Origin of the sequence: Variovorax paradoxus NBRC 15149, from assembly GCF_001591365.1 — a bacterium.
GTDB classification, from domain to species: Bacteria; Pseudomonadota; Gammaproteobacteria; order Burkholderiales; family Burkholderiaceae_C; genus Variovorax; species Variovorax paradoxus.
This window is the reverse complement of the sequence record NZ_BCUT01000002.1, coordinates 820,535-843,667: the sequence shown is the minus strand read 5'-3', so window position 1 is coordinate 843,667 and position 23,133 is coordinate 820,535. Positions and strand designations below refer to the sequence as shown.

Below are 23,133 nucleotides of genomic sequence, written 5' to 3'. Positions count from 1 at the left end.
GCTGGGCCTAGTAGCGAATGGCTGTTTTCATCTGTCGATGCGACCACACATAACAGCCACCTTGCAAGCCACGCTCGGTGCTATCAAGGCAGTCAGTCCTCAGTCCACGGTTGTCACGACATTGAGCGAACCTGCGACCCGGGACCGCGCCGCAGCCATCGACCAAGTCATCAACAATCTGTTCGCAAGCGAGATCAACGAGACGCACCACAGCGATCGCAATCTCGTGTGGTGGAGAGCCGATGGCGGAATTCGCGTCGCATTCAGGGTGCCAAAAAGCACTTCCGACTGGAATGGCCAGTACGACGCGATCGGCTCTTGGGCCATCGGATTCGCACCCCACGTCCGTCGCTATTTTCCGAGTGGCACGTATGCCAGACAGATACTCCGGCCTACAGGTGCAAGTCTGACTATGCCACTGCTGAGCAAGCTGCCTATGCAACAAAAAACGCCGCGAACATTCTCAGATATCCCCTGATCAAAACCTCATCGGGTGTCATAACGATCAGAAAGTGGATTCTTCAAGAAGACTGGTACACGTCCGCGCAGAGTTCCTTCATCAGTGATGCCCGGTCCGACAAGCTCACAGCCAATGCGCTGTGCCTGACCACTGCGGAGAAGGTGACGGAGCTTGGTCTCAATGACATCGACGCCGCTCTGGTGACCTGGGCCATGATGAAGGGGTTGCCTCCCGCGAGGGCAATGGACCCGACGGCGTGGACAGCCCCCAGACTGCGCCGCAATCACACAAAGAGTAGGTTAGTGCGCCGGGCTGAGCTGGGCCGCGTGATTTTTGATTGCTCTGCAGCAGGGACTGCCCCGATCGTTTTCCCAGGGGACGTGTTCGAGGGAAAGGTCAGCTCTCCTAAAAGCGCTTCTATACTGAAACGCAGGAGGGAACATGCTGTCATTTATCCGTCGCCTTTTCGAGAAGCATGCGACGAACCGTTAGCATCCTTCATCGCGGCGCGCGGATCGTAGGATGGAATCCAGCAAGAACTTGCCGCTCGCCGACAAGGCCCACACGTCGCATAGTGGACAGATTCAGGCTTCTTCCGAAGCGACGGAAAATCGTTGCGAGTACTCTTTCGGGCTTATGCCTAGCCGACGGGCGAATGCCTTTCGGAGCACGTCGACACTCCGATAACCACACCGCCGCGCAATCTCCTCCAAAGAGCGTCCACCCAGTTCCAGCGCCCTGCAGACGGCTTCAAGGCGCGCTTCTTCGACGTATTTCGCCGGCGTAGTGCCGAACTCTCGCTCGAAAACTCGAATCAGCGTTCGCACACTGGTGGCCGATTTGTCCGCAAGGACCTCGACTGTGAGGTCTGTGTGCAGATGTTCGGTGATCCAGGCACGCAGTTCCTCAAGCTTCGAACTGAGTCCATGCTGCGCTTGCAAGGACACACTGAACTGTGCCTGTCCACCAGGACGCTGAAGAAAGAGGACCAGATTCTTGGCAATTTCCAAAGCGATGTCACTGCCCAGGTCCTCGCCCACCAGGGCGAGCGCGAGGTCGATGCCTGCCGATATGCCGGCGGAGGTGTACACGTTGCCGTCCTTTATCCAGATTGGGTTCGCATCAACTCGAACCGCAGGATAAAGTTCAGCCAGACGTCGCGCCATTCCCCAGTGCGTCGTCGCCCGACGGCCATCCAGCAGGCCCGCGTCGGCGAGAGCAAAAGCTCCCACGCATATCGAGCACACCCGCTTTACTGTGCGCGAGCGCGTTCGAATCCACTCGATGGCCGTGCGGTCCAGGCTTTGCTCAGGGCTGAACCCTGCGGTCACGACCAACGTGTCGATGGGCTTGCTTGAACGTCGCTCTTGCTCGAGCGTGCGGTGTGCTGTCAGCGCGATTCCTGTTTCACTCTGCAGATTGAGGTCGCTCCCTGAGCACACCAGATCGAGGATGTACGGCGGAGGGTGGGATCCGCTCAGGCGATTCGCCAGCGTGAAGACCTCTGCCGGACCGATGACATCAAGGGCAACCACAGGCACCAGGCCGAGGATGACGATGCGTCTTCGCGCCGCCACCTGGAGTGGCTTGCCGGGCAGCTTTCGTTTGGTCATTTGGGCTCCGTCGGGTAGTTCCATTTCGGCATAAATCGTCCATGAACTGTCACTTTTGTCTTGCCATGACTTCTACAGTGATCGCCTGTCAACGAAACTTTCAGGAGCATGCGACATGGAAACTCCGCATCCCTTCGGAGGAATCAGCGCTGCGAGTTCTGCAATGACCCGCATGTCATTCCCGCTTACAAGGCGGGTCCATGCACCCGCCATGAAGAACCGTGCGCACCTGACTTTGCGGTGGTGACCAACTCAGGCTCCGCATCGAGGCCTGCCGTACGCAAACTCACGACGCGGTGCCTTGCCTCCGCAAGCGCGCTTTGTCCGCCTGTCTGGCAGGACCGTCATGCTCAGCCGGTCTGCAACCAGTCAGGCTTACCGCCGCCGTGCACCCAGATGTCGAAGCTCTCCAGAGGAGAATTGAAATGACCCCGCTAAACAGAAGCCCGATATCACGCCGCGACCTCCTGTTCGCAGCTGCCGCCGGCGGTCTGACGCTCTCCCTGCCGAAATCAGGTCGCGCAGCAGAGGCCCCATACAACCTTGCGCCTCCGATGGCCTCAGCGGTCCCGTACCGCGAGCATCGCATACCGCATGACGGCCACATGACTTACGTTCGTGAATATCCGGGGCAGGGTCCTGCCTACGTCATGATGCACGGATTCCCGGACAATCTCCACATCTACGACTACGTCGTACCGTACCTGACGAAGGCCGGCCGGCACGTGGTCGTTTTCGACTTTCTTGGCTTCGGACAGTCGGAAAAGGTTGCATCTGCGGACTTTCGCTACACGTTCGATCAGCAGGTAGGCGACTTGGCTGCCGTGGCCGACGCGCTGAAACTCAAGAAGTTCATCCCCGTCGGTCATGACGCCGGCGGTCCGATTGCCATCAACTACGCGATCGACCATCCTGATCGGATCCAGTGGCTTTGTCTGATGAACTGCTATTACGCGGAATCGCCGACGTTGAGGCTTCCGGAGATCATCGAAGTATTTGGAAACCCATCGTTGAAAGATCTCGCAGACACGCTTCTGAAGACGCCTGAGATGATGAACTGGCTACTGAGCTTTCAGGACAGCCATTTCCAGGCCAAGATGCCTCCTGCGCTCCAGGAACGCTTCAACGGTATCCTGCGGCCGATAGTTCGCGAGAACTTCGCGGCCGGGGCAGGACCAGCTTTTCGTCAGATGACCTCTCAGGTCAGGGACAACGTGGCCTACAACACGACCCGACTTTCTGACGTCCGCAAGTTCGCCCCGAAGGTATCGCTCATCTGGGGAACTGAGGATCCCTACCTGACTCCGGAAGCCGCCAATGCAATCGCAGCGAACTTTCCACATGCCACGGTGAAGTCGGTGGAGGCGGGTCACTGGCTGATGATCGACAAACCCGAGGAGGTCGGGGGACTTATTCTGCAAGGAGCATAGGTGCTACCCAGCTTGGCGTTCAACCTCCGATGGTTTCGAGCAGTCGCACGACACTCCCGCCGCAGCTCATGTGCTGAAGGCATTCGAACAACCTTACGTTGGACGCTGAATGTCGACCATTCGCCCGATACCGACCTCCATATTGCTAAGTCCCGGTTGAATCTTTCAACCTGAGATCCGACGCCTGCCGCTAGGCGGACGACCACAGGAACCAGGCTGAGGATGACGATGCGTCTGCGCGGGCGCCTGGAGTGGCTTACCGGGCAGTTTCGCTGGGTGATGGCGGTCCCGGCGACAGGTCAATCTTTGGCGCGAATCGTCCACAAACAGTCATTTATGTCTATTCGTCGGCTCCTACAGTGAAGGCCTGTCAACAAGACCTTCAGGAACACCCGACATGGAAACTCCCGTCCTCATCGGAGGAGTAAGCGCTCCGAGTTCTGCACTGACCCGCAAGGCATCCTCACTCGTAGAGCAGGTTCACTCGCCTGCGATGAAGAACCATCTGCATCGAACCTGGTGGTTCTCCGAGTTCCTCGGCCGCAAGCGCGGCATGAAATACGACCGTGAGGCGGTCTACCTTGCCTCTCTCCTTCATGACCTGGGGCTGACGAACGAATATGCAGCAGACAACAGGTTCGAGGTTGATGGCGCAGACGCCGCCAGTCGGATCCTGATTGCGGACGGCTACGCTGAAGCGAAAGCGCGGCTTGTCTGGGACGCCATTGCCTTGCACTCGAGTGCCGGCATCGCGGACCGTGGGGCGCCCGAGGTGGCTCTGGTTCATATGGGCGCTCATGTGGACGTGATGGGGCTGCGCATTGACGAGATTGCGCCATCGCTCATCGACGACACGCTTGCGCTGTACCCGCGCGTCGGATTCAAGGTTGCGTTTCAGCAAGCCTTGGCAGAGGTAGCCAGAAAGAAGCCGCACACCACAGTGGGCACCGGCTTGGCAGATATCGGTCGTCGTCATGTACATGGCTTCGAGATTCCCGATGTCTGCGATTTGCTGGACCACGCTCCCTTTGAGAGCTGACGCATTCCCGGAAGAAAGTGGCCTTGTGCCTCCACTGAACGGGCACAGTCTTGTCGACTACGAGCATATGCCCGTAACGGCTGAAGGAAATGAAATCATGATTCAAGCAGACATCCTCGTGAGTGGCGCAACCGGCCGTACAGGCGGCGCCGCGATAGACACATTGTTGAAGATGGACAGGCGCGTGAGGGCCTATGTGCGCGCTGATGGTGACGCTGCGCAGGCCTTGCGCGACAAGGGCGTCGAGATTGCCGTGGGCGACTTCACTGACCTCGATGCCATCCGCTCTGCGATGGAGGGAATTCGCTCCGCCTATTTCCTGCATCCCCTCAGCCCGGGAATCGTGCACGCAAGCGCATTCTTTGCGCAGGCTGCGAAGGAGGCGGGTGTCGAAGCCATCGTCAACATGTCGCAGATTTCGGCCCGGCGGGACTCGAAGAGCCATGCCGCGCAGGACCACTGGGTTGCAGAACGTGTTTTCGACTGGTCAGGCGTGGCGACGACCCACCTGCGTCCCACCTTCTTTGCCGACTGGCTCGTCTATCCCCATTTCGCGCATGAGATCTGGGCGAGGAAGCGCATTCAGTTTCCGTTTGGAGGTGGGCGTCACGCGCCCATCAGCACCGACGACCAGGGCCGCGTCATTGCACACATCCTGGCCAACCCTTCATCACACGGGGGCAAGACTTATACCCTTCATGGTCCGGTCGAGATGAATCATGACCAGATTGCCGCAGCCATGAGCGAAGTACTTGGCGCGAAGATCGAATATGCCCCACTCTCCATCGAAGAGTTCCGGCATGAGATGCAGCACACCTACAAGTTCAACCCATTCCTCGTTCAACACCTGGTCGAGGTGGCGCAGGACTATCAGAACGGAGTGTTCGCGGGAACAAACGATGCCGTCGAGGAGGTGACGGGAAAGCCGGCCCTATCCGTTGCCGACTTCATCGCGAAGAACCGGGACGCGTTTGTCTGAAGGGTTGAGTCAGTTCGGAATCCAGGAGCTTGGTATGTCCGTAGTCGATGCGCCCGCACGAATCGAGGATTGCAGCTGCTTTGCCATCAAGAAGGCGGCCCGGCAGGCGGCGAGGCTGTATGACGCGCATCTGCAGTCGACTGGGCTACGGATATCGCAGTTTCTGATTCTGGCCTTGCTCGAAGAGGTTAAGAGTGCGCCCATCAACACCCTTGCTGAACGCCTCGACACCGAACGGACGGCCATGGGAAAGATGGCCTCCGTTCTGGAGCGAGATGGCCTGGTTCAGATTGGACCTGCGCCAACTGATGGCCGCACGCGCTTGGTAGAGCTCACACAGGCAGGGCAACGACTCCTTCGCCAGGCCTTTCCCCTTTGGCTGCAAGCGCAGCGCCGGATGGAAGTATTGAATGGAACGCAGAGAGTAGTCGCGCTCAAGATGGAGTTGGCTGGCCTGGATATGCGCCACACATCCGTTTGCGTGAGTTGAACTGTTGAATTGGCTGGAAATCGAGCCGCAGCCGCTGGCTCACTGAAAGGAACCATCATGTCAAGAACATGGCTTATCACTGGCACCAGCAGCGGCTTCGGCCGCCAGCTCACCGAGATTCTCCTGCAACGAGGTGACCGAGTCGCGGCCACCGTTCGCAAAGAAGGCGCTCTGGACGATCTGAAGAAGGCGCACGGCGACCGACTCTGGGTGGAGATCCTCGACGTCGTGCACGCCGACGACGTTCGACGTGTCGTCGGGAAAGCGTTCTCCGACCTCAAGCGTATCGACGTTGTTGTCAGCAATGCAGGATATGCATTGCTCGGCGCGGCAGAAGAAGTTGATGACGCACAGATCGAGCGGCAGGTCGACACCAACTTGCTTGGCTCAATCCATATCGCCCGGGCCGTGATTCCGCACTTGCGCAGTCAAGGCGGCGGGCGAATCGTTCAGATTTCGTCCATGGTTGGCCAAGGCTCGTATCCGACGATGGGCGTCTACGCGGCGACCAAGTGGGGTATCGAGGGCTTCTATGAAGGAACGATTCCAGAAATCGCTGGCTTCGGAATCGAGGTAACGCTCGTCGAGCCTGGTGCCTCCCGCACAAACTTTGGGACCTCGAGCGCCGCATTCGGTAAGGCGATGGACGTCTACGATAAGACGGCCGTCGGGGACTTCAGGCGCATGGTTGCTTCCGCAGGACTTTCCATGTTCCGCGGTGACCCGCGCAAAGTTGCTCAAGCGATTATCGATTCGACCTCACAAAGCCCTGCGCCGAGGCGACTTACATTGGGAAGTGATGCTTACGCCTTTGTCCACGAAGCTCTGACCTCGAGGCTCTCTGCCCTGGAGGCCCAGAAGGCGTTGGCGCATTCGACCGAGTTCGACGAGTGAGGGGCGGTCGCTGGGCGCTGTCGACCTTTTTCTGCGGCAGTCATATTTGTCTTCACGACATCACAAGGCGGCTTTGGAGAAAGTTCTACAGCCGCTTCGGGCTGATCTTCGAGGCCCCTTATGTGAGCTGACCGTCGATTGAGTCTACGGATCTCATTCTTGGCAGGAATGACACGCTCCAGATTATTTATGCCAGAATCGCTTCTTCGTCACGTGAAACCAGAATGAAGAAGCGAACGAAGTCCGAAAGCGCGCCCACGGGTTCTGCGCGAAAGCGGGTGGTCATCCTGGGCTTGGTGCCCGTAGATGCGCTGGACGTCATAGGTCCGGCCGAAGTTTTCGGCTTGGCCAGCAGAATGCATAAGGGAGAAACCGCGCCGTATTCGCTTGAACTGATAAGTTCAGGTTCCGATGTCCATCTGGAAAGCGAAACAGGCATTGGACTCAGGGGACACAGGACGTTGGACGAAGAGCGGCGGGCAAGTCTGCCCATCGATACCCTCATCGTCGCCTCCGGCATGTCTTCGCCGGAGCAACTGGACCCGCGTGCTATCGATTGGATCAAGACTCGCGCCAAGAACGTGCGGCGTGTGTGCTCAATATGTGTTGGTGCATTTGCTTTGGCAGAGGCCGGACTTCTGGATGGCCGGCGAGCGACGACCCATTGGTCCGCAGCACAGCGCCTGGCGGACCGTTACCCGAAGGTGCAGGTGGAACCGAATCCGATCTGGGTGAAAGACGGCAATGTATATACGTCTGCTGGAATCTCATCGGGAATTGACCTCGCTTTGTCCTTGGTGGGAGAGGACCTGGGAAACGAGTTCGCCTTGGAACTCGCAAAGTATTTGGTGCTATTCCTCCGGCGCCCGGGAGGGCAGGCGCAGTTCAGCGTAGCGCTCCGGGCCCAGCAAGGGCTGGGCCCCACTCTTGACGGCCTACGTCATTGGATAAACGAGCACCTGAATACCGAGATGACGGTCGAAATGCTTGCTGACGTCGCAGCGACGAGCGTGAGAACACTGGTGCGGCTGTTCCAGAGAGAATTGAAGACGACTCCCGCCAAGTACGTCGAGGACGTTCGGCTCGAAGCGGTCTGCCGAGCTCTGGAACTCGGGGGACGGTCATTGGAGACGATTGCGCGCCGGTGTGGTTATCAGAGTGTGGACGTTTTGCGGAGGGCGTTTGTGCGACGCCTCGGCGTGACCCCAAAGGAGTACGCTCAACGGTTCGCGATAGAAAGCAAACTTGCCTGACCGACGGGTGCAGCGGAACTGGTTTCGCGTCAGCTAGATCATGCGCCGGTGAATTCCATTCACTGCGTGGCACGAAAGCCACCCGAAGCGGCGCTCGTACCGCTGGTCGTTTTCAAGATCGATGTGAGATTGCTGTAGAGCAAGCTAGCTTGCCGGCTTCACTATGACGCTGAATCTCCGGCGGTAGTCGCTAGGAGTGAGGCCGGTCACGCGAAGGAAGATCTTCCTGAACGCGCCTGGGTCGCCGTAGCCCACCTCCCACGCGATCGACTCTACTGGCGATTTGCTGAACTGAAGCAGTTCTCGTGCTTTTCCGACACGAAGTCGTTGGCAATAGTCGATAGGCGTAAGGCCGGTAGCCTTTCTGAAGCGCCTAAGAAGCGTTCTCTCCTCCAACCCTGCACATGAAGCCAGGGATGCCAGATCAGCGTCCTTCGCTCCTGTCGATTGCAACCAATGCTGGACCTTCAGCACCGCCGCGTCTCCATGCGTCAAGACTGGCGAAAATGCGCTGTAGAAGCGCTGTTCCCGCCCTGGTAGGTCGACCAACAAGTAGCGCGCCGTCTCAGCCATGATGACTGGCCCCAATAAGCGATCCACCAAGCGCAGCCCAAGGTCCACCCAAGCCATCATTCCGCCCGCAGTGATGATGTCTCCATCGTCGATGATGATCCTGTCGATGTCGAGATGCACATCGGGAAATCTCGCCCGGAACTTCTCAGCGTGAACCCAATGGGTCGTCGCCGCACGTCCGACCAGAAGTCCAGTCTCGGCCAGGACGAAGGCTCCGCCACAAACCGATGCGAGCATTGTGCCCAAGTGGTGGCGGTCAACGAGCCAATCCACCAGAGGCTCAGCATCCTCTGCGCTGGGGGGGACCCAGGTGCTCGGTGGCAGAACGAGCACCTCTGGCGCGGAGTTCTCATCTCGCCCTCCACGGTCCTCATCGCGAATAGGCATCTTGCCTAGTGCTGGCGTTTTCCAATGGCTCACGCGCAAGAAGGTAGGCGACTCAACACAATGCTGCACCGCGAGGCGATTTGCCGCCTCGAATAGATCAGTCAAGCCATGCACAGCGGCGAGCTGGGCGCCCGGGTACCTGACGACCCCGATCTCCGCCGGCTTATGAAATGTCATGTCGGAAGTGCCCCTTGAAATGTCGATATCGCCACTGTGCATCTTGACGTCTCGGCTCGAAACTGTCCACGCTTCTTCAACAAACAATCTGGATAGCAATGACCGATCAAGCAGCAGCGGACGCCAGCGTTACTCCGGCGTGGCGGATCGCCGGCGAGTGGTTCGACGTGTGCTCCTGTAACTCCCCGTGCCCCTGCACCTATGCACAGCCTCCGACTGGCAACCACTGTGAAGTCATGTGGGCGTACAGAATCAACGAAGGTCACTACGGCGACGTCGCGATGGCCGGACTAAAGGTTGTCCTGCTTTCTGCGTTCGACGGGAATCTCTGGGATGGCGGCATGCTGGACACTGGAATCTTTTTCGACGCAGCAGCCAACGAGGAACAGCGAAAGGCACTCGTCGCCATCTTCACCGGGCAGGCTGGCGGATGGATGACTCAGTTCGTGCCGACGCATGTCCGCGACGTTCGAGGCGTTGAGTTCGCAGATATCTCGATCGAGGTCGACCATGCGCTCGAACATTGGAGCGTGAAGGTGGAAGATAAGGTTGAGGCAAGCGGCAAGCCCATGAGCGGCCCAACCTCCGATCCAACCAAGCTGCTTCAGAGCTACAACCCTCCCGGCAGCGAAGTTGGCCCAACAAGTGATCCAGTGACCTGGGGCAAGAGCGTCGTGGGCCGCTGGGACGCCTTCGGCTTCGACCAGGTCATCCCGGCCGGCCAGGCCAGCAAGCACATCCCCTTTGATTGGCACGGACCAGACGCGCGATGAATTCGAGCCCGACCGCATCAAGCGGACAACGCCGACGCGGACTGAGGGTCAACAGTTGGACGATGGTCGTCGTAGCCATCGGCGTCGCATCATGGCTAGCTGTTCTGGTCTTGATGTCCGGGATGGACGAGGGGCCCGGGACACAACTTCACGAGCTTCCGATCTTCCTGTTGGGATGGACAGTAATGTTGACTGCCATGATGCTTCCATCGGAACTGAATTACGTCGGAGCGTTCGGCGCCGTGCTTAAGGCGCGGGGAAGAAGCTCGTCGATGCGTTCCCAAGCCTTAGTCAGTTTCATCTCGGGCTATGGAATTGCCTGGATCGCCTACGGCTTGGGCGCGTATGTCCTAGATTTCGCCGTTCGAGCCATCAGCCCCGACTTCATCGCATGGAATCGAGCCGGACCACAGTTGGCTGGTGCAATTTTGATTGGCGCGGGTTTCTATCAGCTCTCAACGCTCAAGCACTCCTGCCTGAGAGGATGCCGGTCGCCGCTTGCATTCTTCGCTCGCCACTGGCAAGGGGGAAACCTAGGCGCTGTGGCAATGGGCGCCCGACATGGACTGGTCTGCGTGGGCTGCTGTTGGGCCTTGATGGCAGTCATGTTTGCTGTCGGTGCCATGAGCCTCACTTGGATGGCTCTTCTGACGACTTTCATGTTCGCGGAAAAAGTCTTGCCGAAGGGTCGGGCTCTCACAGTGCCGATTGCAATCTTCCTTTGGGCAATGGGCCTTTGGATCGCAGTGTCGCCGGACACCGCACCTCTACTCAAAGACCCCATGATGTTTGGCAGTGTCTGCAAAGGATTGTTCTGAAATTGAACACTGAGTTTGAGAAGCCTCTGGTGCACTTCCGTTCGGCTACAAACGAGAATGCTAGATGCCTTCAAGGAGTGTGCACCCCGCCCTGCCCATGCAATCCGTCAATGCACTCCCAACCTGCGCTGGCCCCGACGGCTGATGCCGATGCCATGCTCGCGCGGGCGCGCATCACCTTCGACATCGAGGCTGCGGCCGTGCTCGGCGTCAAGCAGCGCATCGGCCCCAGCTTCGTAGAGGCCGTTCGGAAGACTCTCGAAGTGCGCGGGCGCGTGGTCGTCATGGGCATGGGCAAGAGCGGTCACGTGGCCCGCAAGATTGCCGCTACTCTCGCGTCGATGGGTACTCCAGCCATGTTCGTGCATCCGGCCGAAGCGAGCCACGGCGACCTCGGCATGATCAAGGCAGTCGATCTCGTGCTCGCCATTTCCAACAGCGGCGAAGTCGAAGAACTCAACGTCATCCTTCCGGTCGTCAAGCGGCTAGGCGTGCCGCTGATCGCCATGACCGGCCGTGCGGACTCCACCCTGGCGCGTCATGCAGACATTGTCCTGGACAGCGGCGTCGAGAAGGAGGCTTGTCCTCTTAATCTCACGCCCACTGCCAGCACCGCGGCGCAGATGGCCCTCGGTGATGCGCTCGCTGTCGCGTTGCTCGACGCGCGCGGCTTCGGAACCGAAGACTTTGCCCGCTCGCATCCCGGCGGCGCGCTGGGACGCAAGCTCCTGACGCATGTGAGCGACGTCATGCGCTCCGGCGATGCGGTACCGCGCGTCGGGCCCAACGCCAGCCTGAGTGAACTGATGCGCGAGATGAGCGCAAAGGGATTGGGCGCCACCGCCGTGGTCGATTCGGAAGGCCGCGCCATTGGCATCTTCACGGACGGCGACCTGCGCCGACAGGTCGACACAGGCGCGGACCTGCGGACCCTAAAGGCCGGCGACGTGATGCACGTCGGCCCGCACACACTGCGCGCCGAGGCACTCGCGGCCGAGGCCGCCGAGTTGATGGAGCGGCACCGCATCGCGAGCGTACTGGTGGTCGATACCTCCGGCATCCTGATTGGCGCGCTCAGCGTCAACGACCTGTTGCGCGCGAAGGTTATCTGATACCTACGAAGTCAAGTAGAGACATTGCTTGGCGCCTGGGAGGGCTGATAGCGCTGGACGTGCAGATGGCGACTGCCAACCCGACGTCCAGTTCGCTCAACGCGTTCCACTACTCCGCGTCACTTGCGCGCCAGTGGAATCTGAAGATTAGTCGGACGGTTCTGCTCACTATCAAAACCGCGGCCGTCCACGTTTCGGGCGCCCCAGAACAACAGCCCGTGCGCCACGTAGACCAGGTCGCACTCCATGAAATCCTTGCCTGCCGTGAGGCCGAATGGCGCAAAATCCTTGCCGAAGACGCTTTGCGCTTGGCCAACTTCCCATTTGGCATAACCCTGGGCAGAAACCTGGTTAAGCACGTCGGCAAAGCCCCGCACCAGTGGCATAACTTCGTAGGCCTCGTCGGCGACGAAATCCACCTTTTGCGCGCCGGGGGCGATAGGGTGATCACCGCGCCAGCGGATGTGGCCCCTGATCAGGATCTTTGTCATTGGCACCTTGCCGTAGGGGTCCGCCGAGTTGATGACGATCAGCTCGAATCGGTCTTCCGCCAAAGCCTTGAACTCGCGCTTCAAATAAAAGGGCTTGAGTGTGCCGTCCGCGTTCTTGAGGGCGCTGGGACGAATCTCGGGAGCGAGGCTGATCCAGTCGCCGGCAATGGCCTGCTTGGTCTGTTCGAGAGTCATGGGGGATGCTCCTGGAGTAGAAGAAGGGGACGCGGAGGGCATGGCGCTGCAGGCGGCCAAGGCCAACGGCAGCAGCGTGAGAAGTAGGGCAAGGCGGCGGCGCAACATGGTTGCATTCCTATAGTTCGTTGCGATGGCACTGTTGACACATCGAGCGCGCGTCGCGTGCAACGCAATGCGCCAAAGACTGACGGGCACCACCTACGAGTTGCCGGGAGAGGTCCACCTCAGCAGACGCGCAGCGATCTTCGAGATGCAGCGCAAGCCCGACACCGTCCAGTTCGCGGGTAGCGAACTGAGTGTGGGCATCGTGCCTGTCATCGAGATCGCGAACAGGCCTGGCCGTACCTATTTCACAAGCGTGGTATCTGGAATCGTCGAGCCCATGATCGCGCCGAGACCGGCTCGCCAAATAGTTCACGAGAACGCAGGCGATAGACGAATCGCGCGAACCCAGGTCCACGTCATGAAACCAGCGAGCAGGACGACGGGAAGCATGGCCGCATTGAGCGCTTCCCATCCAAAGTAGTCTAGTGCGGGGCCGGCGGCCAGCGTAGCGAAAGCTGTGAACACATTTCGCAGCAACTCACCAGCACCTTGCACTCGCCCTCGCTCGCTAGGCCGATGGGATTGCGCCAGCAGCGTTGTCCCGCCGACGAACATAAAGTTCCAGCCCACGCCCAAGAAGAGCAGCGCGGCGAAGAACGCTGGCAGTGAGGTGGAGCTCATCGCCACCAATGACGCCAGCACGTTCAAAACCATGCCGAGCGTCAGCACTCGCGAAAGTCCAATCTTCTTTATCAAAGCGCCAGCGAAGAGCGAGGGAGCGAACATGCCGAAAAGGTGCCACTGCATGATGTTTGCTCCCTCGCTGATGCTGTGGTTGCAGCCAACCGCAGCGAGCGGGGCAGCCGTCATGATGAACATCATCGAAACGGACCCGACGACGCTGTTCGCCAATGCCGCAACGAAGACGGGAGTACGCGCGATCTCGCGCAATGGTCGTGGGGGCAGATGACCATCGGCCGCCGGCGCTGCATTTGGGCCGTCCGCGTCGCGATACATCAAGACCAAGAGCAGTACCGAGATCGCTCCCAACAGAGCGATCATCAGATAGGCCCCTGCAAACAGTGCTACCGGAAACAGGTCCCTACTCCATGCGGCCAATGCTGGGCCGACAATGGCAGCAATGACGCCACCCGCGAGCACGGTCGACACGGCCCTGCCCTTGTCCTCAGCCGACACCGCGTCAGCTGCCGCCAGTCGGTAATACTGTGCAAAGGCTTGGAAGGCTCCAACCAACGACGTGCCAGCACAGAACACCCAGAAGTTCTCGTGAAAGACGGCGAATACGGAAATGAGGCCTCCCAGGGTCCCGCACGCGGCACCAAGTGCAAAGCCGGCGCGTCGCCCAATACACTGCATCAGGAGGGACGCGAACCAAGTCACCACGGCACCAGCGACTGTGATGAGCGCAAAAGGCAGTGTGGCAAGAGCCTTATCGGGCGCGAGCTGGTGGCCAGTGATGGCCGTCAGCGTGAGGTCAATGGAAATAGCCGCAGTAAAGAGCCCTTGGCACGTGGCTAGCACGCGGGCATTCCTCCGGCCGTCGCGGGCGTCAGACATAGTCACCTCAGCAAACAGGAATTGATCGCAAGTTTTGCGCAGGTGTCACACCGACGTGTGACACATTTCAGGCTTTTACTGACACAACGGCTCCGGCACCGATTCCCTTCGAACGCCTGATCGACCCCACACGTCAAGGTCTTGAGCGCATGCAAATCAGCTGGATGTACAGCTACGAACGAGTCCTCCTCCGCATCACGTCATAGATTGAAGATACATCTGACCGCGAATGGCAATCGAGTCGACCGGTCGCACCGCACACCTAATGTTCGGCTTGTCTCATGACCTCTGTCTTTTCGAGACAAGAGAAATTGCTCGAATTGATAGAGACAGCTACGCAGAGCGCTTCAAGGCGAGTTGAAGGACTGTGCGAGCCTGGATTTTCGGCTGCGACGGCCATGGCGCTCCGCGGCGGTGCGATGCACGACCAACGTTGGTGCGGACAAAATCGTCTGCAGCTCCTACCTCTGCTAACTGGTCGCGCAGCCGCTCGGTAAGGTGTATGGCGAGGAGCATATGCTCGCGACCCACTTTGCCTAGCTCGCGTCGTTCGACGTACCACGAACTGGCTTTGGCCCTGGCGGGCCGCGCCAACTCTTGGCAGACAACTTGCTTGAAACCCGTAGACGAAGGCGCTGATCTCCAGGCCGTCGGCCGCGCTGCTCGGCCTCGCCGGCAACGCCATCATGAACACGCTGAACGTGCCAGATCATCAAACGATGAGGATACCTATGCTGACCAAGCTACGTACAAGCGATATGCAGCTTGAGCATTGCGTACTGATAAAAGCGCCAGTGGAGTTCCGATGCCCACAAGCACCGACGTTGGGGGCGCTCAAGCCTTGAAGTCCATGGATCAAGATCGATTTCCCTCTTTTGGTGGCCTGAAGTCCTTTTATGCGCTCGCACTTACGGGAAGTGCCGTGAAGGCTGCAGAGCGCTTGAACGTCTGCGCCTCTGCCATCAGCCACCAAGTTAAGACGCTTGAGCGGGAGCTAGGCGTACGACTCGTCGAGAACAAGGGCGGCAAGCTCCGCTTGACAACACAGGGCGAGCAGTACTTCGATGCCATCAAGGGGCCCTTGCGTGACCTGCTGCAAGCGACCGATGCGATTCGGTCGAATCCAGGCCGCCGCCGGGTCTCGTTGACGCTCACGCCGTCATTCGCCGCAGGCTGGTTGCTACCGCAGCTTCAGCGCTTTCAGCTCAAGCACCCTGACATCGAGTTAGACCTCATCACGACGACGCGTGTACTCGACCTCAGTCGCGAGAACATCGACCTGGCCATTCGGCGCGGACGCGGCAACTGGCCGGACTACGAAGTCCAGCCGCTGATGCGCGAGGTCCTGATTCCCGTCGTGGCACCGCAGGTCTTCAAATCTTGCGGCCTTCGCACGGTTGAGCAGGCGCTAAAGGCGACGCGCGTCCTTGTCAACACGACGATGGCCCACGAGTGGGATACCTACTGCGAAGCGCGCTCCATCCCGCCTCCCCCCGCGAACAGCCGCTTCAACCTCGAAACCTACGAGTTGACTATTCAAGCGGCTCGCGATGGTCTCGGCGTCACGCTCGGCCGAAAACCTCTGGTGGACAAGCTATTGCAGTCGGGTGACCTTGTCACGCTGGAAGGCGACGCAGGTCACGACCTGAACACCTACTACGTGGTACGGCTGCCGAGCGAGATGGGCATGGCTGTGAGGTGTGTCCATGACTGGTTGCTGGCGCAGGCGACCTGATTTTTTTTCAGCTACCCCTGAATTCTTTCCTCAGCAGCTTTCCGACCGGCTGCTAGCGTGAACTACTTCAAGTAATTCACTATCCGTGAGGGAAGGAGGCCAATGGGCCAGTACGAGTTTGATCTGTTCGTGATTGGCGCTGGATCGGGGGGCGTTCGAGCCTCCCGCGTCGCAGCAGCCCACGGTGCAAGGGTGGCCATCGCCGAGGAGCATCGCATCGGTGGTACGTGTGTCATCCGAGGCTGCGTCCCCAAGAAGATGCTTGTCCACGGGTCGCAGTTTTCAGAGGAGTTGAGAGACGCCGCGAAGTACGGATGGACTCTCGGCTCGGCGCAGTTCGAGTGGGCTACGCTGCGAGACAACGTCATGCGGGAGGTTGGACGCCTTGAGCTTCTGTACACCGACACACTCCGGCGCAATAACGTCGAAGTGTTTGCAGAGCGTGCAACCGTTTCCGGCCCTCACGAGGTCCTGTTGGCTGGAGGCAGAAGGTGCAGCGCCAAAACAATCTTGATCGCAACTGGCGCGCGGCCCGCAGTGCCGACGTTCCCGGGTTCTGAGCTTGGGGTCACATCGAATGAAATTTTCAGTCTTGCGGCTCTCCCTGAGAGGGTCGTGGTCACTGGCGCAGGCTATATCGCCAATGAGTTCGCAGGAATCTTTCTAGGGCTGGGCTCGAAGGTCACCGTCATTCACCGATCCAGCCAGATCCTGCGCGGCTACGACCAACAGATCCGGGACCGATTGTTCGAGATCCTGAGCGGCAAGGGCATCGACTTTGCACTGTCCGCTAGGGTTACCGACATCGAACTGCGCGAAGACAACTCGCTGAGTGTGCATGTCGAAGGGCGAGCACCTGTGGATGCAGACCTAGTGCTGCACGCAATTGGCCGTCTGCCAAACACGACCGGCTTAGGGCTACAGGCGGTCGACGTGGAAGTGGATGATCTAGGCGCGGTAAGGGTCGACAGCGACAGCCAGACGACCGTGCCGTCCATCTTTGCGATTGGCGACGTCACCAACCGCATGCAGTTGACTCCAGTCGCCATCCGAGAAGGTCAAGCCTTCGCGGACCGTCAGTTTGGCGGTGCGTCCCACCGCGTGGACTACGAGAACGTCCCCTCGGCGGTTTTTACCAACCCTCCACTGGCCAGCGTTGGTCTGACCGAGGAGCAAGCGAGAGAAAGATTCGGCACGGTGAAGACGTTCACCTCTGACTTCCGACCGACGCGAAACGTATTGGCCGGCAGGTCTGAGCGGGCGCTCTACAAGCTGGTGGTGAACGCGGAAAGCGACATCGTCCTCGGCATACACATGGTGGGACCAGATGCTCCAGAAATCCTTCAGGCGGCCGCCATTGCAGTGAAGGCGGGGCTGACGAAGGCTCAGTTCGACAGCACCGTCGCACTCCATCCCTCCATGGCGGAAGAACTGGTGCTCATGCGGTGATGCACCTTTCACTCTGCTTTCCGCAGCGGCTCTGCGCCGGGCATGACTACATCTGGAGGATGAATTTTTTTCAGCCTGGAGCGCATTCATTTCCGTTGTGGGCATCGCTTCCCCAACGGTACGCTCACCACGAATTTAACCATCTCCACTGCGGCAATGGACTCCAACACTCCTGATCTCAAACACGGTCCCTTGACGGGAATCCGCGTCATCGACCTGACGACAGTCATTTCGGGACCACTGTCTACGATGATGCTGGCCGACCAGGGTGCCGATGTCATCAAGATCGAGACACCCGACGGCGGCGACTACTCGCGAGCCCTCGCGACCCGCCGCAACGGCTTCTCGGCAGCCTTTGTAAACAACAACCGGAACAAGCGTTCTGTCACGCTCGACCTGAAGTCGGCGGCTGGGATCGCCGTCCTGAGGGAGCTCATCAAGAAGGCCGACGTCCTGGTTCAAAACTTCCGCCCGGGAGTGGCCCAACGGCTGGGCATCGGGCCCAAAGAAATGCGGGCGCTCAACCCTCGACTCATCTACGCCTCCATCGCAGGTTTTGGCTTCGAAGGACCACTGGTGCATAAGCCCGTCTACGATCCCCTGATCCAAGCCGTGTCGTCGCTGACCACGGTTCAGGGTGGCTCTGACGACGATCGACCACGCCTGGTCAGAACGGTCCTTCCTGACAAGCTCACCGGCTACCAGACTGCCCAAGCGATTGCAGCGGCGCTTTATGCACGCGAGCGGCAGGGAGAGGGCCAGGAGATCACCGTATCAATGCTGGACACCGTGGTGGGGTTCCTATGGAGCTCCGACATGAATGGTCACACGTTCGTCGGAGACGAGCTCGAACGCGAGGAGTCTCAATCCTTCATCGACCTCATCTACAAGCTCCAGGACGGCTATGTCAGCGTGTCCATCATGCAAGACAAGCACTGGCGAGACTTCGCAGGCGCCGTCGATCGCCTCGATTTGCTTCTTGATCGACGTTTCTCGACCGCAGAGCTTCGTGAGATCAATCGTGATGCGCGCCTGCAGGCCATCCAAGACGCCATCAGCGACTTCACCGTCGAAGAGCTCATTGACCGGCTAGAGCGCGCAGACGTCCCTCACGCCCAGGTGCTGACGCGCACCCAGATGCGCAAGCACCCTCAGGTCGAAGCCAACGGCACGATCATCGAATACGACCATCCCCTCGCCGGCAAGCTGCGCCAGGCAAGACATGCCGCGGTCTTCTCCCGGACTCCGACTTCGGTCCGACGAGGTGCCCCAAGCCTTGGTGAGCATACGCGGGTTGTACTGCATGATTTCGGCGTCGACATCGCCTTGATTGATTCCGTTTCTCCCATCGACGAAAGCGAGTCCATCGCGTGATTGACTTCTATTTCTCACCGACTCCCAACGGTTGGAAGGTCGCCATCATGCTCGCCGAGTCGGGCATGGATCACAACACCGTGCTCCTGAGCCTTACTCAGGGCGACCAACTCAGTCCGCAGTTCCGGAAGATCAATCCGAACGCCAAGATTCCGGCAATCGTCGACCATTCCGGGAGAAATGGTCCAGTCTCCGTGTTCGAGAGCGGCGCCATCCTCCTGTACCTGGCCGAGAAGTGCGGACGGTTCGGGGCTCCGACGGGGGCTGAACAAAAGGAGTTGCTCGAGTGGCTGTTCTGGCAGGTAGGAAATCAAGGCCCGATGGCTGGACAGCTCAGCCACTTCGTCAACTATGCGCCCCCTGGCCAGGACTATGCGCTCAAGCGCTACAAGGGGGAGTACGAGCGGACCGTGGCAGTCCTTGAGGCTCGCCTGTCGGGTCGTGACTACGTGCTTTCTGACTACTCCATCGCCGACATGATTTCTTTCCCCTGGGTCTTCATCGCGAAGAACTTCGGTGTTGACCTTCAGGCCTTTCCTCGCGTCGCTTCTTGGCGAGCACGCATCAAGGAACGCCCCGCCGTACGCGCCGCCATTAGCCTGTACAAGGAGGCGCAGTTCAGCAAGACCGCCAACGCAGAGAACAACTCAATCCTGTTCAACCAGTCAGGGACTCACCTGATCTAGACGACGGGAAATAGCGGCGAACGAGAACTCGATCCCCGGCAAGTCGGCTTGGCGCCCGCCAATCCATGTTCAACCTTAATGCATGCAAGGAGTTTCATGATGAGCAAGATTAGAGGACGGTGTCTGTGTGGTCAGGTTAGCTATCACTCAGACGAAGAGCCGGCGGTGCAGATCATGTGCCACTGCCCCGATTGTCAAAAGCAGACGGGAACCGCGTTCTCGGTGAACGTGCTGGTGCCGACGAAGAGCATCATCTTCGAAGGAGAGGCTCGAAGGCAGTACGTCGTGCTGGGCGACACGGGCAAGCCCGTGGTGCGAAACTTCTGCGGAAACTGCGGCTCGCCGCTGTCCACAGAGATGGAGGGGTTCGGCAACCTGGCTGCCGTGAAGGCTGCGACGCTCGATGACGATAGCTGGGTGAAGCCAGAGATCCAGATTTTTTCTGACACGGCAAAGCACTACTGCACACCGAACGATGAGCTCAAGAAGTGGCCGCGAAATCCGGCCTTCTAGTCATAGACGTCGTCCTGCGTGACTCCGTTGAAGGTTGGCAGGACGCGAAGAGACACTTGCCTGCGTCCACACCCGGCCGGGGGTGCTCCCGCCCTCGACATCAATCACCTAAGCTGCTAGCCACTGACCGCTCGCATGCGGGCCACGCCCACGCCCCGATATGAAAATTGCTGTCATACAAGCCGCTCCAGTTTTCCTGGACTCTTCAGCCACGACCGACAAGGCTTTGGGGCTGATACGCGAGGCGGCCGCTTCCGGTGCCGAACTGCTCGCGTTCCCAGAGGTATTCCTGTCTGGATACCCGATCTGGGCCAGGCATCCCAGCGTTTCAACCAATGATGAGCTGATGCGTGTCGGCCAGGTCGCCTACCTCAAATCGGCAGTCACCACAGACGGTCCGGAGCTCGCGGCAATCGCAAGAGAAGCCTCAGACCGAGGTGTATTCGTCTACATCGGCGTCGTGGAACGGTCGGGGTCCGGCGGTTCGGTCTACGCGTCACTGGTCGCCATTCACCCAGACCATGGCATCGTCAACGTCCACCGGAAGCTCAAGCCCACGTTCCACGAAAGACTGGTATGGGCGGACGGTGACGGACACGGTTTGCAGGTGCAGTCTTGGCGCGACTTCAAAATTGGCGGCCTCAACTGCTACGAAAACTGGCTGCCTCTCGCCCGCCAAGCGCTGTACCAGCAGGGCGAGCAGCTCCATATTGCGACTTGGCCTGGTGACCTGAACGTCACTGAGAACATCACTCAATTCATCGCCATGGAAGGTCGAATCTACGCGGCGTCGGTGTCAGGCCTGCTTCGCGCATCAGACATTCCCACGAACTTCCCTTTACGCAAGCTAGTCGCTGAGGGGCGAGACTTGATCAATGACGGCGGCTCTATGATCGTGGCGCCTGGGGGAAAAATCATCGCGGGGCCACTGGTCGGCGAGGAGGTCATCCTCTACGCTGACCTTTCGTTGGACGACGTCCTGGGGGCGCACCTCAAGCTCGATCCGGCGGGCCACTACTCCAGGGGAAGCGTGCTGAGCCTTCAGCACAACCGTGATAGGCCCGACCGCAGCGCCTCCTGAGGATCGCTTTGAACCTGCTCAGTTAGTACAGCGGCTGACCGGCGTCACCTTGCGCGACCGCCTGTACGTCGAACGGCACAGCACATACGTCACTCGGAAATTGCCTGCGCCACCGCGTAAAGTGTTGCCGCTTCGGGTGCCGCCCCGGCCGCTCGGTGCAGCGGCCCGGTTTGGCGCGGCAACGTGAGGTCCCGCGATTCTCAGACTTGGCTTCGAGAGTTGCGACCCACTGCAAGCACGAGATAGTGGATAGCGAGAAGTGCGAGTGCGAGCTTCATCAAGCTCTCAGCGTCTCCCGCAGGGACAGCCGGAAACCAAAAACCGGTAACTCCCCCTGTAGGAAATCTAAGTCGGGGGACCTTGCGAAACCAAGCCGCTCGTACATCCCCCATGCGGTATGCATCGCTTTGGTGGTGTGCAGGACGACTTCGCTATGCGCTTGCTCACGAGCTGCAGCAATACAGGCATTCGCGAGCGCCTTGCCGATTCCCATGTTCTGGCACTTGGGATGAACACCAAGGAGGCGGATGCCCGAGGCCTGTTTGACGTCCACTGCGATAGCGGGGCCGTACTGACTCATATCTCCAAAGTAGACAACTCCTCCAGCGAGTTCCCCGGACGCCAAGAGTGCGACGAGCACCCTTGCACCTGGCTTTTTCGTGAACTCGCCAATGCCCTTCAGCATTTCATAGTAGGCGGGCTGTTCGAGAGGCGTTGGAAAGTTGACCAGTGTCGAATAGACATCGACGAGAAGTTCCCCAAGCGCCACAAACTCCTCAGGCTTAATGTCTCGAACAAAGACTTGCGTTTCCATGTGGATCCTCTTTGGTGTCGGACTTTCAATGGGAAAAATCGCTCGTTGCGGCGGCGTCATTCGATGAAGTCGTTGGCGCAGATGTCACTCACCGATGGTATATGTTCGCGCTGTCAGGTGCCACTCGAATCTCGTCTTTGCATCCCCATTCGAAAGTGACGTGCAGCTCGCGTCCTGGCCGGAATCGGCCTCCATTCCCGCATGCGGCGAGCCATGGCTAATCGATCTGTGGTCCAGTTCGGGCCAACCAGCCAAGAGCGTTGGTTGATTTGCGAAAAGGGCGCCCCAGCGGAATGTGAACTCTGCTTAACAGAGTAGCGCCCATCAGTTCATGTCGGGTTCGGGCTGGGGATATCCCGCACCACTTCGACCAGTTCACCACTATCGATGTTGTAGAAGAAGCCATAGAGATTCAAGTGCTTCGGAACGCCCGTGTTAGACCGCAAAAGAGCCACGTCGTACTTAAGCGACTTCTCGTAGTCAGCGATGCTGAGACTTTCTCGGTCGTATGCCGAGGAGATGTCAACACCTTCTTCCTTTTTAAACGCCTCAATGAGGCCTTCGGGCGTGAACGACGTCGCGCCACAGAATGAATGGTGTACTACAACGACGTTCTTGAAGTTGAATAGGTACTGCATCGTCGATACCGACTGCAGGGCTCCGATAGCGCGACCGCCAGCATTTGCTACGGCAAACAACGTTGTCGTCGCACCAACCTTGTTGCCAGACTCGTCAAGAATGACCTCCCCTGGATAAATCTCATCTCCAAAATGCTCGGCTACGGCTTTTGGAATCCCACTCACTCGCGGATCGATGCAATAGACCACCAGTGTCTTCATCGGGACAAACGTAGGGAACAACGAGCGCAATGATGCTTCGTCGAGTCCGGGGAGATTCAGAAATCTAAATTTCGCGAGATCGCACATGTTCTACTCCAGTCATGTTCGTTGATGACGCTGCGACCAACGCTCGGGGAGGATCGCGAACCACAACTGAATTCTGGCCGCCGTCCTTCTCTTGGCAGGCAGCTCGTCGGAGAGAATAGCTCCCGGGAGTGAGGCAGTAATGACAGAACGCGGTTGATTTCTGCCATGCGGGGAATCTGCTCGATCTCAGCGCGCGGCGCGTTCCTTGAGCATTCTTGACAGAGAGATGGTCGCCTCGGGTTGGC

Annotated in this window: 22 protein-coding genes; 16 read left to right on the top strand and 6 right to left on the bottom strand. The window is 59.1% G+C overall.

Annotated elements, in window-relative coordinates:
- The first annotated feature begins 61 nt into the window (after positions 1-61).
- Entirely contained in the window at positions 62-478 is a 417-nt protein-coding gene (locus VPA02S_RS31795; RefSeq protein WP_155736602.1) for a hypothetical protein, read from the top strand.
- 566 nt (positions 479-1,044) lie between these two features.
- Here VPA02S_RS31795 and VPA02S_RS18820 read toward each other — a convergent pair.
- Entirely contained in the window at positions 1,045-2,073 is a 1,029-nt protein-coding gene (locus tag VPA02S_RS18820) for a GlxA family transcriptional regulator (protein WP_062365170.1), read from the bottom strand.
- A gap of 425 nt (positions 2,074-2,498) precedes the next feature.
- Here VPA02S_RS18820 and VPA02S_RS18815 point away from each other — a divergent pair, with 425 nt between their 5' ends.
- The 6 genes from VPA02S_RS18815 (at position 2,499) to VPA02S_RS18790 (ending at position 8,158) form a co-directional block, all read left to right on the top strand.
- Complete coding sequence (locus VPA02S_RS18815; RefSeq protein ID WP_081247591.1) at positions 2,499-3,503, top strand: alpha/beta fold hydrolase; 1,005 nt, start codon at positions 2,499-2,501, stop codon at positions 3,501-3,503.
- A 397-nt stretch (positions 3,504-3,900) separates the two neighbouring features.
- Positions 3,901-4,542, top strand: coding sequence for an HD domain-containing protein (locus VPA02S_RS18810; RefSeq protein WP_062365168.1), 642 nt, complete (start codon positions 3,901-3,903; stop codon positions 4,540-4,542).
- Between the two features lie 97 nt (positions 4,543-4,639).
- Positions 4,640-5,521 (top strand): NmrA family NAD(P)-binding protein, encoded by an 882-nt coding sequence (locus VPA02S_RS18805; protein ID WP_062365167.1) that lies wholly within the window; start codon positions 4,640-4,642, stop codon positions 5,519-5,521.
- Positions 5,522-5,555: 34 nt separating this feature from the next.
- Positions 5,556-6,011 (top strand): MarR family winged helix-turn-helix transcriptional regulator, encoded by a 456-nt coding sequence (locus tag VPA02S_RS18800; protein WP_062365166.1) that lies wholly within the window; start codon positions 5,556-5,558, stop codon positions 6,009-6,011.
- Positions 6,012-6,068: 57 nt separating this feature from the next.
- A complete protein-coding gene (locus VPA02S_RS18795) occupies positions 6,069-6,905 on the top strand; it encodes an SDR family oxidoreductase (RefSeq protein WP_062365165.1) in 837 nt (278 codons plus the stop codon).
- 224 nt (positions 6,906-7,129) lie between these two features.
- Positions 7,130-8,158: a GlxA family transcriptional regulator gene (locus VPA02S_RS18790; protein ID WP_062365164.1), complete on the top strand. Its 1,029-nt coding sequence runs from the start codon at positions 7,130-7,132 to the stop codon at positions 8,156-8,158.
- A 144-nt stretch (positions 8,159-8,302) separates the two neighbouring features.
- Here the strand turns inward: VPA02S_RS18790 and VPA02S_RS18785 are convergent, their stop codons facing one another.
- A complete protein-coding gene (locus tag VPA02S_RS18785; RefSeq protein WP_244883673.1) occupies positions 8,303-9,118 on the bottom strand; it encodes a GlxA family transcriptional regulator in 816 nt (271 codons plus the stop codon).
- A gap of 275 nt (positions 9,119-9,393) precedes the next feature.
- On the opposite strand from VPA02S_RS18785, the gene VPA02S_RS18780 reads away from it, so the two are divergent.
- The 3 genes from VPA02S_RS18780 to VPA02S_RS18770 all read left to right on the top strand — a co-directional run bounded on the left by VPA02S_RS18780 (position 9,394) and on the right by VPA02S_RS18770 (position 11,998).
- Positions 9,394-10,068 carry a DUF1326 domain-containing protein gene (locus tag VPA02S_RS18780; RefSeq protein ID WP_081247590.1) on the top strand — a complete coding sequence of 225 codons (675 nt, stop codon included), beginning with the start codon at positions 9,394-9,396 and terminating at the stop codon, positions 10,066-10,068.
- 62 nt (positions 10,069-10,130) lie between these two features.
- A complete protein-coding gene (locus tag VPA02S_RS18775) occupies positions 10,131-10,886 on the top strand; it encodes a DUF2182 domain-containing protein (RefSeq protein ID WP_244883614.1) in 756 nt (251 codons plus the stop codon).
- Positions 10,887-10,996: 110 nt separating this feature from the next.
- A complete protein-coding gene (locus tag VPA02S_RS18770) occupies positions 10,997-11,998 on the top strand; it encodes a KpsF/GutQ family sugar-phosphate isomerase (RefSeq protein ID WP_062365162.1) in 1,002 nt (333 codons plus the stop codon).
- Between the two features lie 119 nt (positions 11,999-12,117).
- Here VPA02S_RS18770 and VPA02S_RS18765 read toward each other — a convergent pair whose 3' ends face one another.
- Both VPA02S_RS18765 and VPA02S_RS18760 read right to left on the bottom strand, forming a co-directional pair.
- Positions 12,118-12,684 (bottom strand): hypothetical protein, encoded by a 567-nt coding sequence (locus VPA02S_RS18765; RefSeq protein ID WP_062365161.1) that lies wholly within the window; start codon positions 12,682-12,684, stop codon positions 12,118-12,120.
- A gap of 417 nt (positions 12,685-13,101) precedes the next feature.
- Positions 13,102-14,310 carry an MFS transporter gene (locus VPA02S_RS18760; RefSeq protein ID WP_062365160.1) on the bottom strand — a complete coding sequence of 403 codons (1,209 nt, stop codon included), beginning with the start codon at positions 14,308-14,310 and terminating at the stop codon, positions 13,102-13,104.
- A gap of 850 nt (positions 14,311-15,160) precedes the next feature.
- On the opposite strand from VPA02S_RS18760, the gene VPA02S_RS18755 reads away from it, so the two are divergent.
- From VPA02S_RS18755 to VPA02S_RS18730, 6 genes are all read left to right on the top strand, one after another.
- A complete protein-coding gene (locus VPA02S_RS18755) occupies positions 15,161-16,045 on the top strand; it encodes a LysR substrate-binding domain-containing protein (RefSeq protein WP_062365159.1) in 885 nt (294 codons plus the stop codon).
- Between the two features lie 102 nt (positions 16,046-16,147).
- Positions 16,148-17,494, top strand: a complete 1,347-nt coding sequence (gorA, locus tag VPA02S_RS18750; RefSeq protein ID WP_062365158.1) for a glutathione-disulfide reductase — start codon at positions 16,148-16,150, stop codon at positions 17,492-17,494.
- A 156-nt stretch (positions 17,495-17,650) separates the two neighbouring features.
- Complete coding sequence (locus tag VPA02S_RS18745; RefSeq protein ID WP_062365157.1) at positions 17,651-18,868, top strand: CaiB/BaiF CoA transferase family protein; 1,218 nt, start codon at positions 17,651-17,653, stop codon at positions 18,866-18,868.
- Positions 18,865-19,554, top strand: a complete 690-nt coding sequence (locus tag VPA02S_RS18740) for a glutathione S-transferase family protein (protein WP_062365156.1) — start codon at positions 18,865-18,867, stop codon at positions 19,552-19,554. The genes VPA02S_RS18745 and VPA02S_RS18740 overlap by 4 nt, the downstream gene beginning before the upstream one ends.
- A 96-nt stretch (positions 19,555-19,650) precedes the next feature.
- A complete protein-coding gene (locus VPA02S_RS18735; RefSeq protein WP_162269822.1) occupies positions 19,651-20,067 on the top strand; it encodes a GFA family protein in 417 nt (138 codons plus the stop codon).
- A 160-nt stretch (positions 20,068-20,227) separates the two neighbouring features.
- The gene (locus VPA02S_RS18730; RefSeq protein WP_062365154.1) at positions 20,228-21,148 is read left to right on the top strand and encodes a carbon-nitrogen hydrolase family protein; all 921 of its coding nucleotides are present in this window, start codon (positions 20,228-20,230) and stop codon (positions 21,146-21,148) included.
- 277 nt (positions 21,149-21,425) lie between these two features.
- On the opposite strand, the gene VPA02S_RS18725 is transcribed toward VPA02S_RS18730, so the two are convergent.
- Complete coding sequence (locus VPA02S_RS18725; protein WP_062365153.1) at positions 21,426-21,962, bottom strand: GNAT family N-acetyltransferase; 537 nt, start codon at positions 21,960-21,962, stop codon at positions 21,426-21,428.
- Positions 21,963-22,291: 329 nt separating this feature from the next.
- Complete coding sequence (locus VPA02S_RS18720; RefSeq protein ID WP_244883612.1) at positions 22,292-22,801, bottom strand: carbonic anhydrase; 510 nt, start codon at positions 22,799-22,801, stop codon at positions 22,292-22,294.
- Positions 22,802-23,133: the final 332 nt, after the last annotated feature.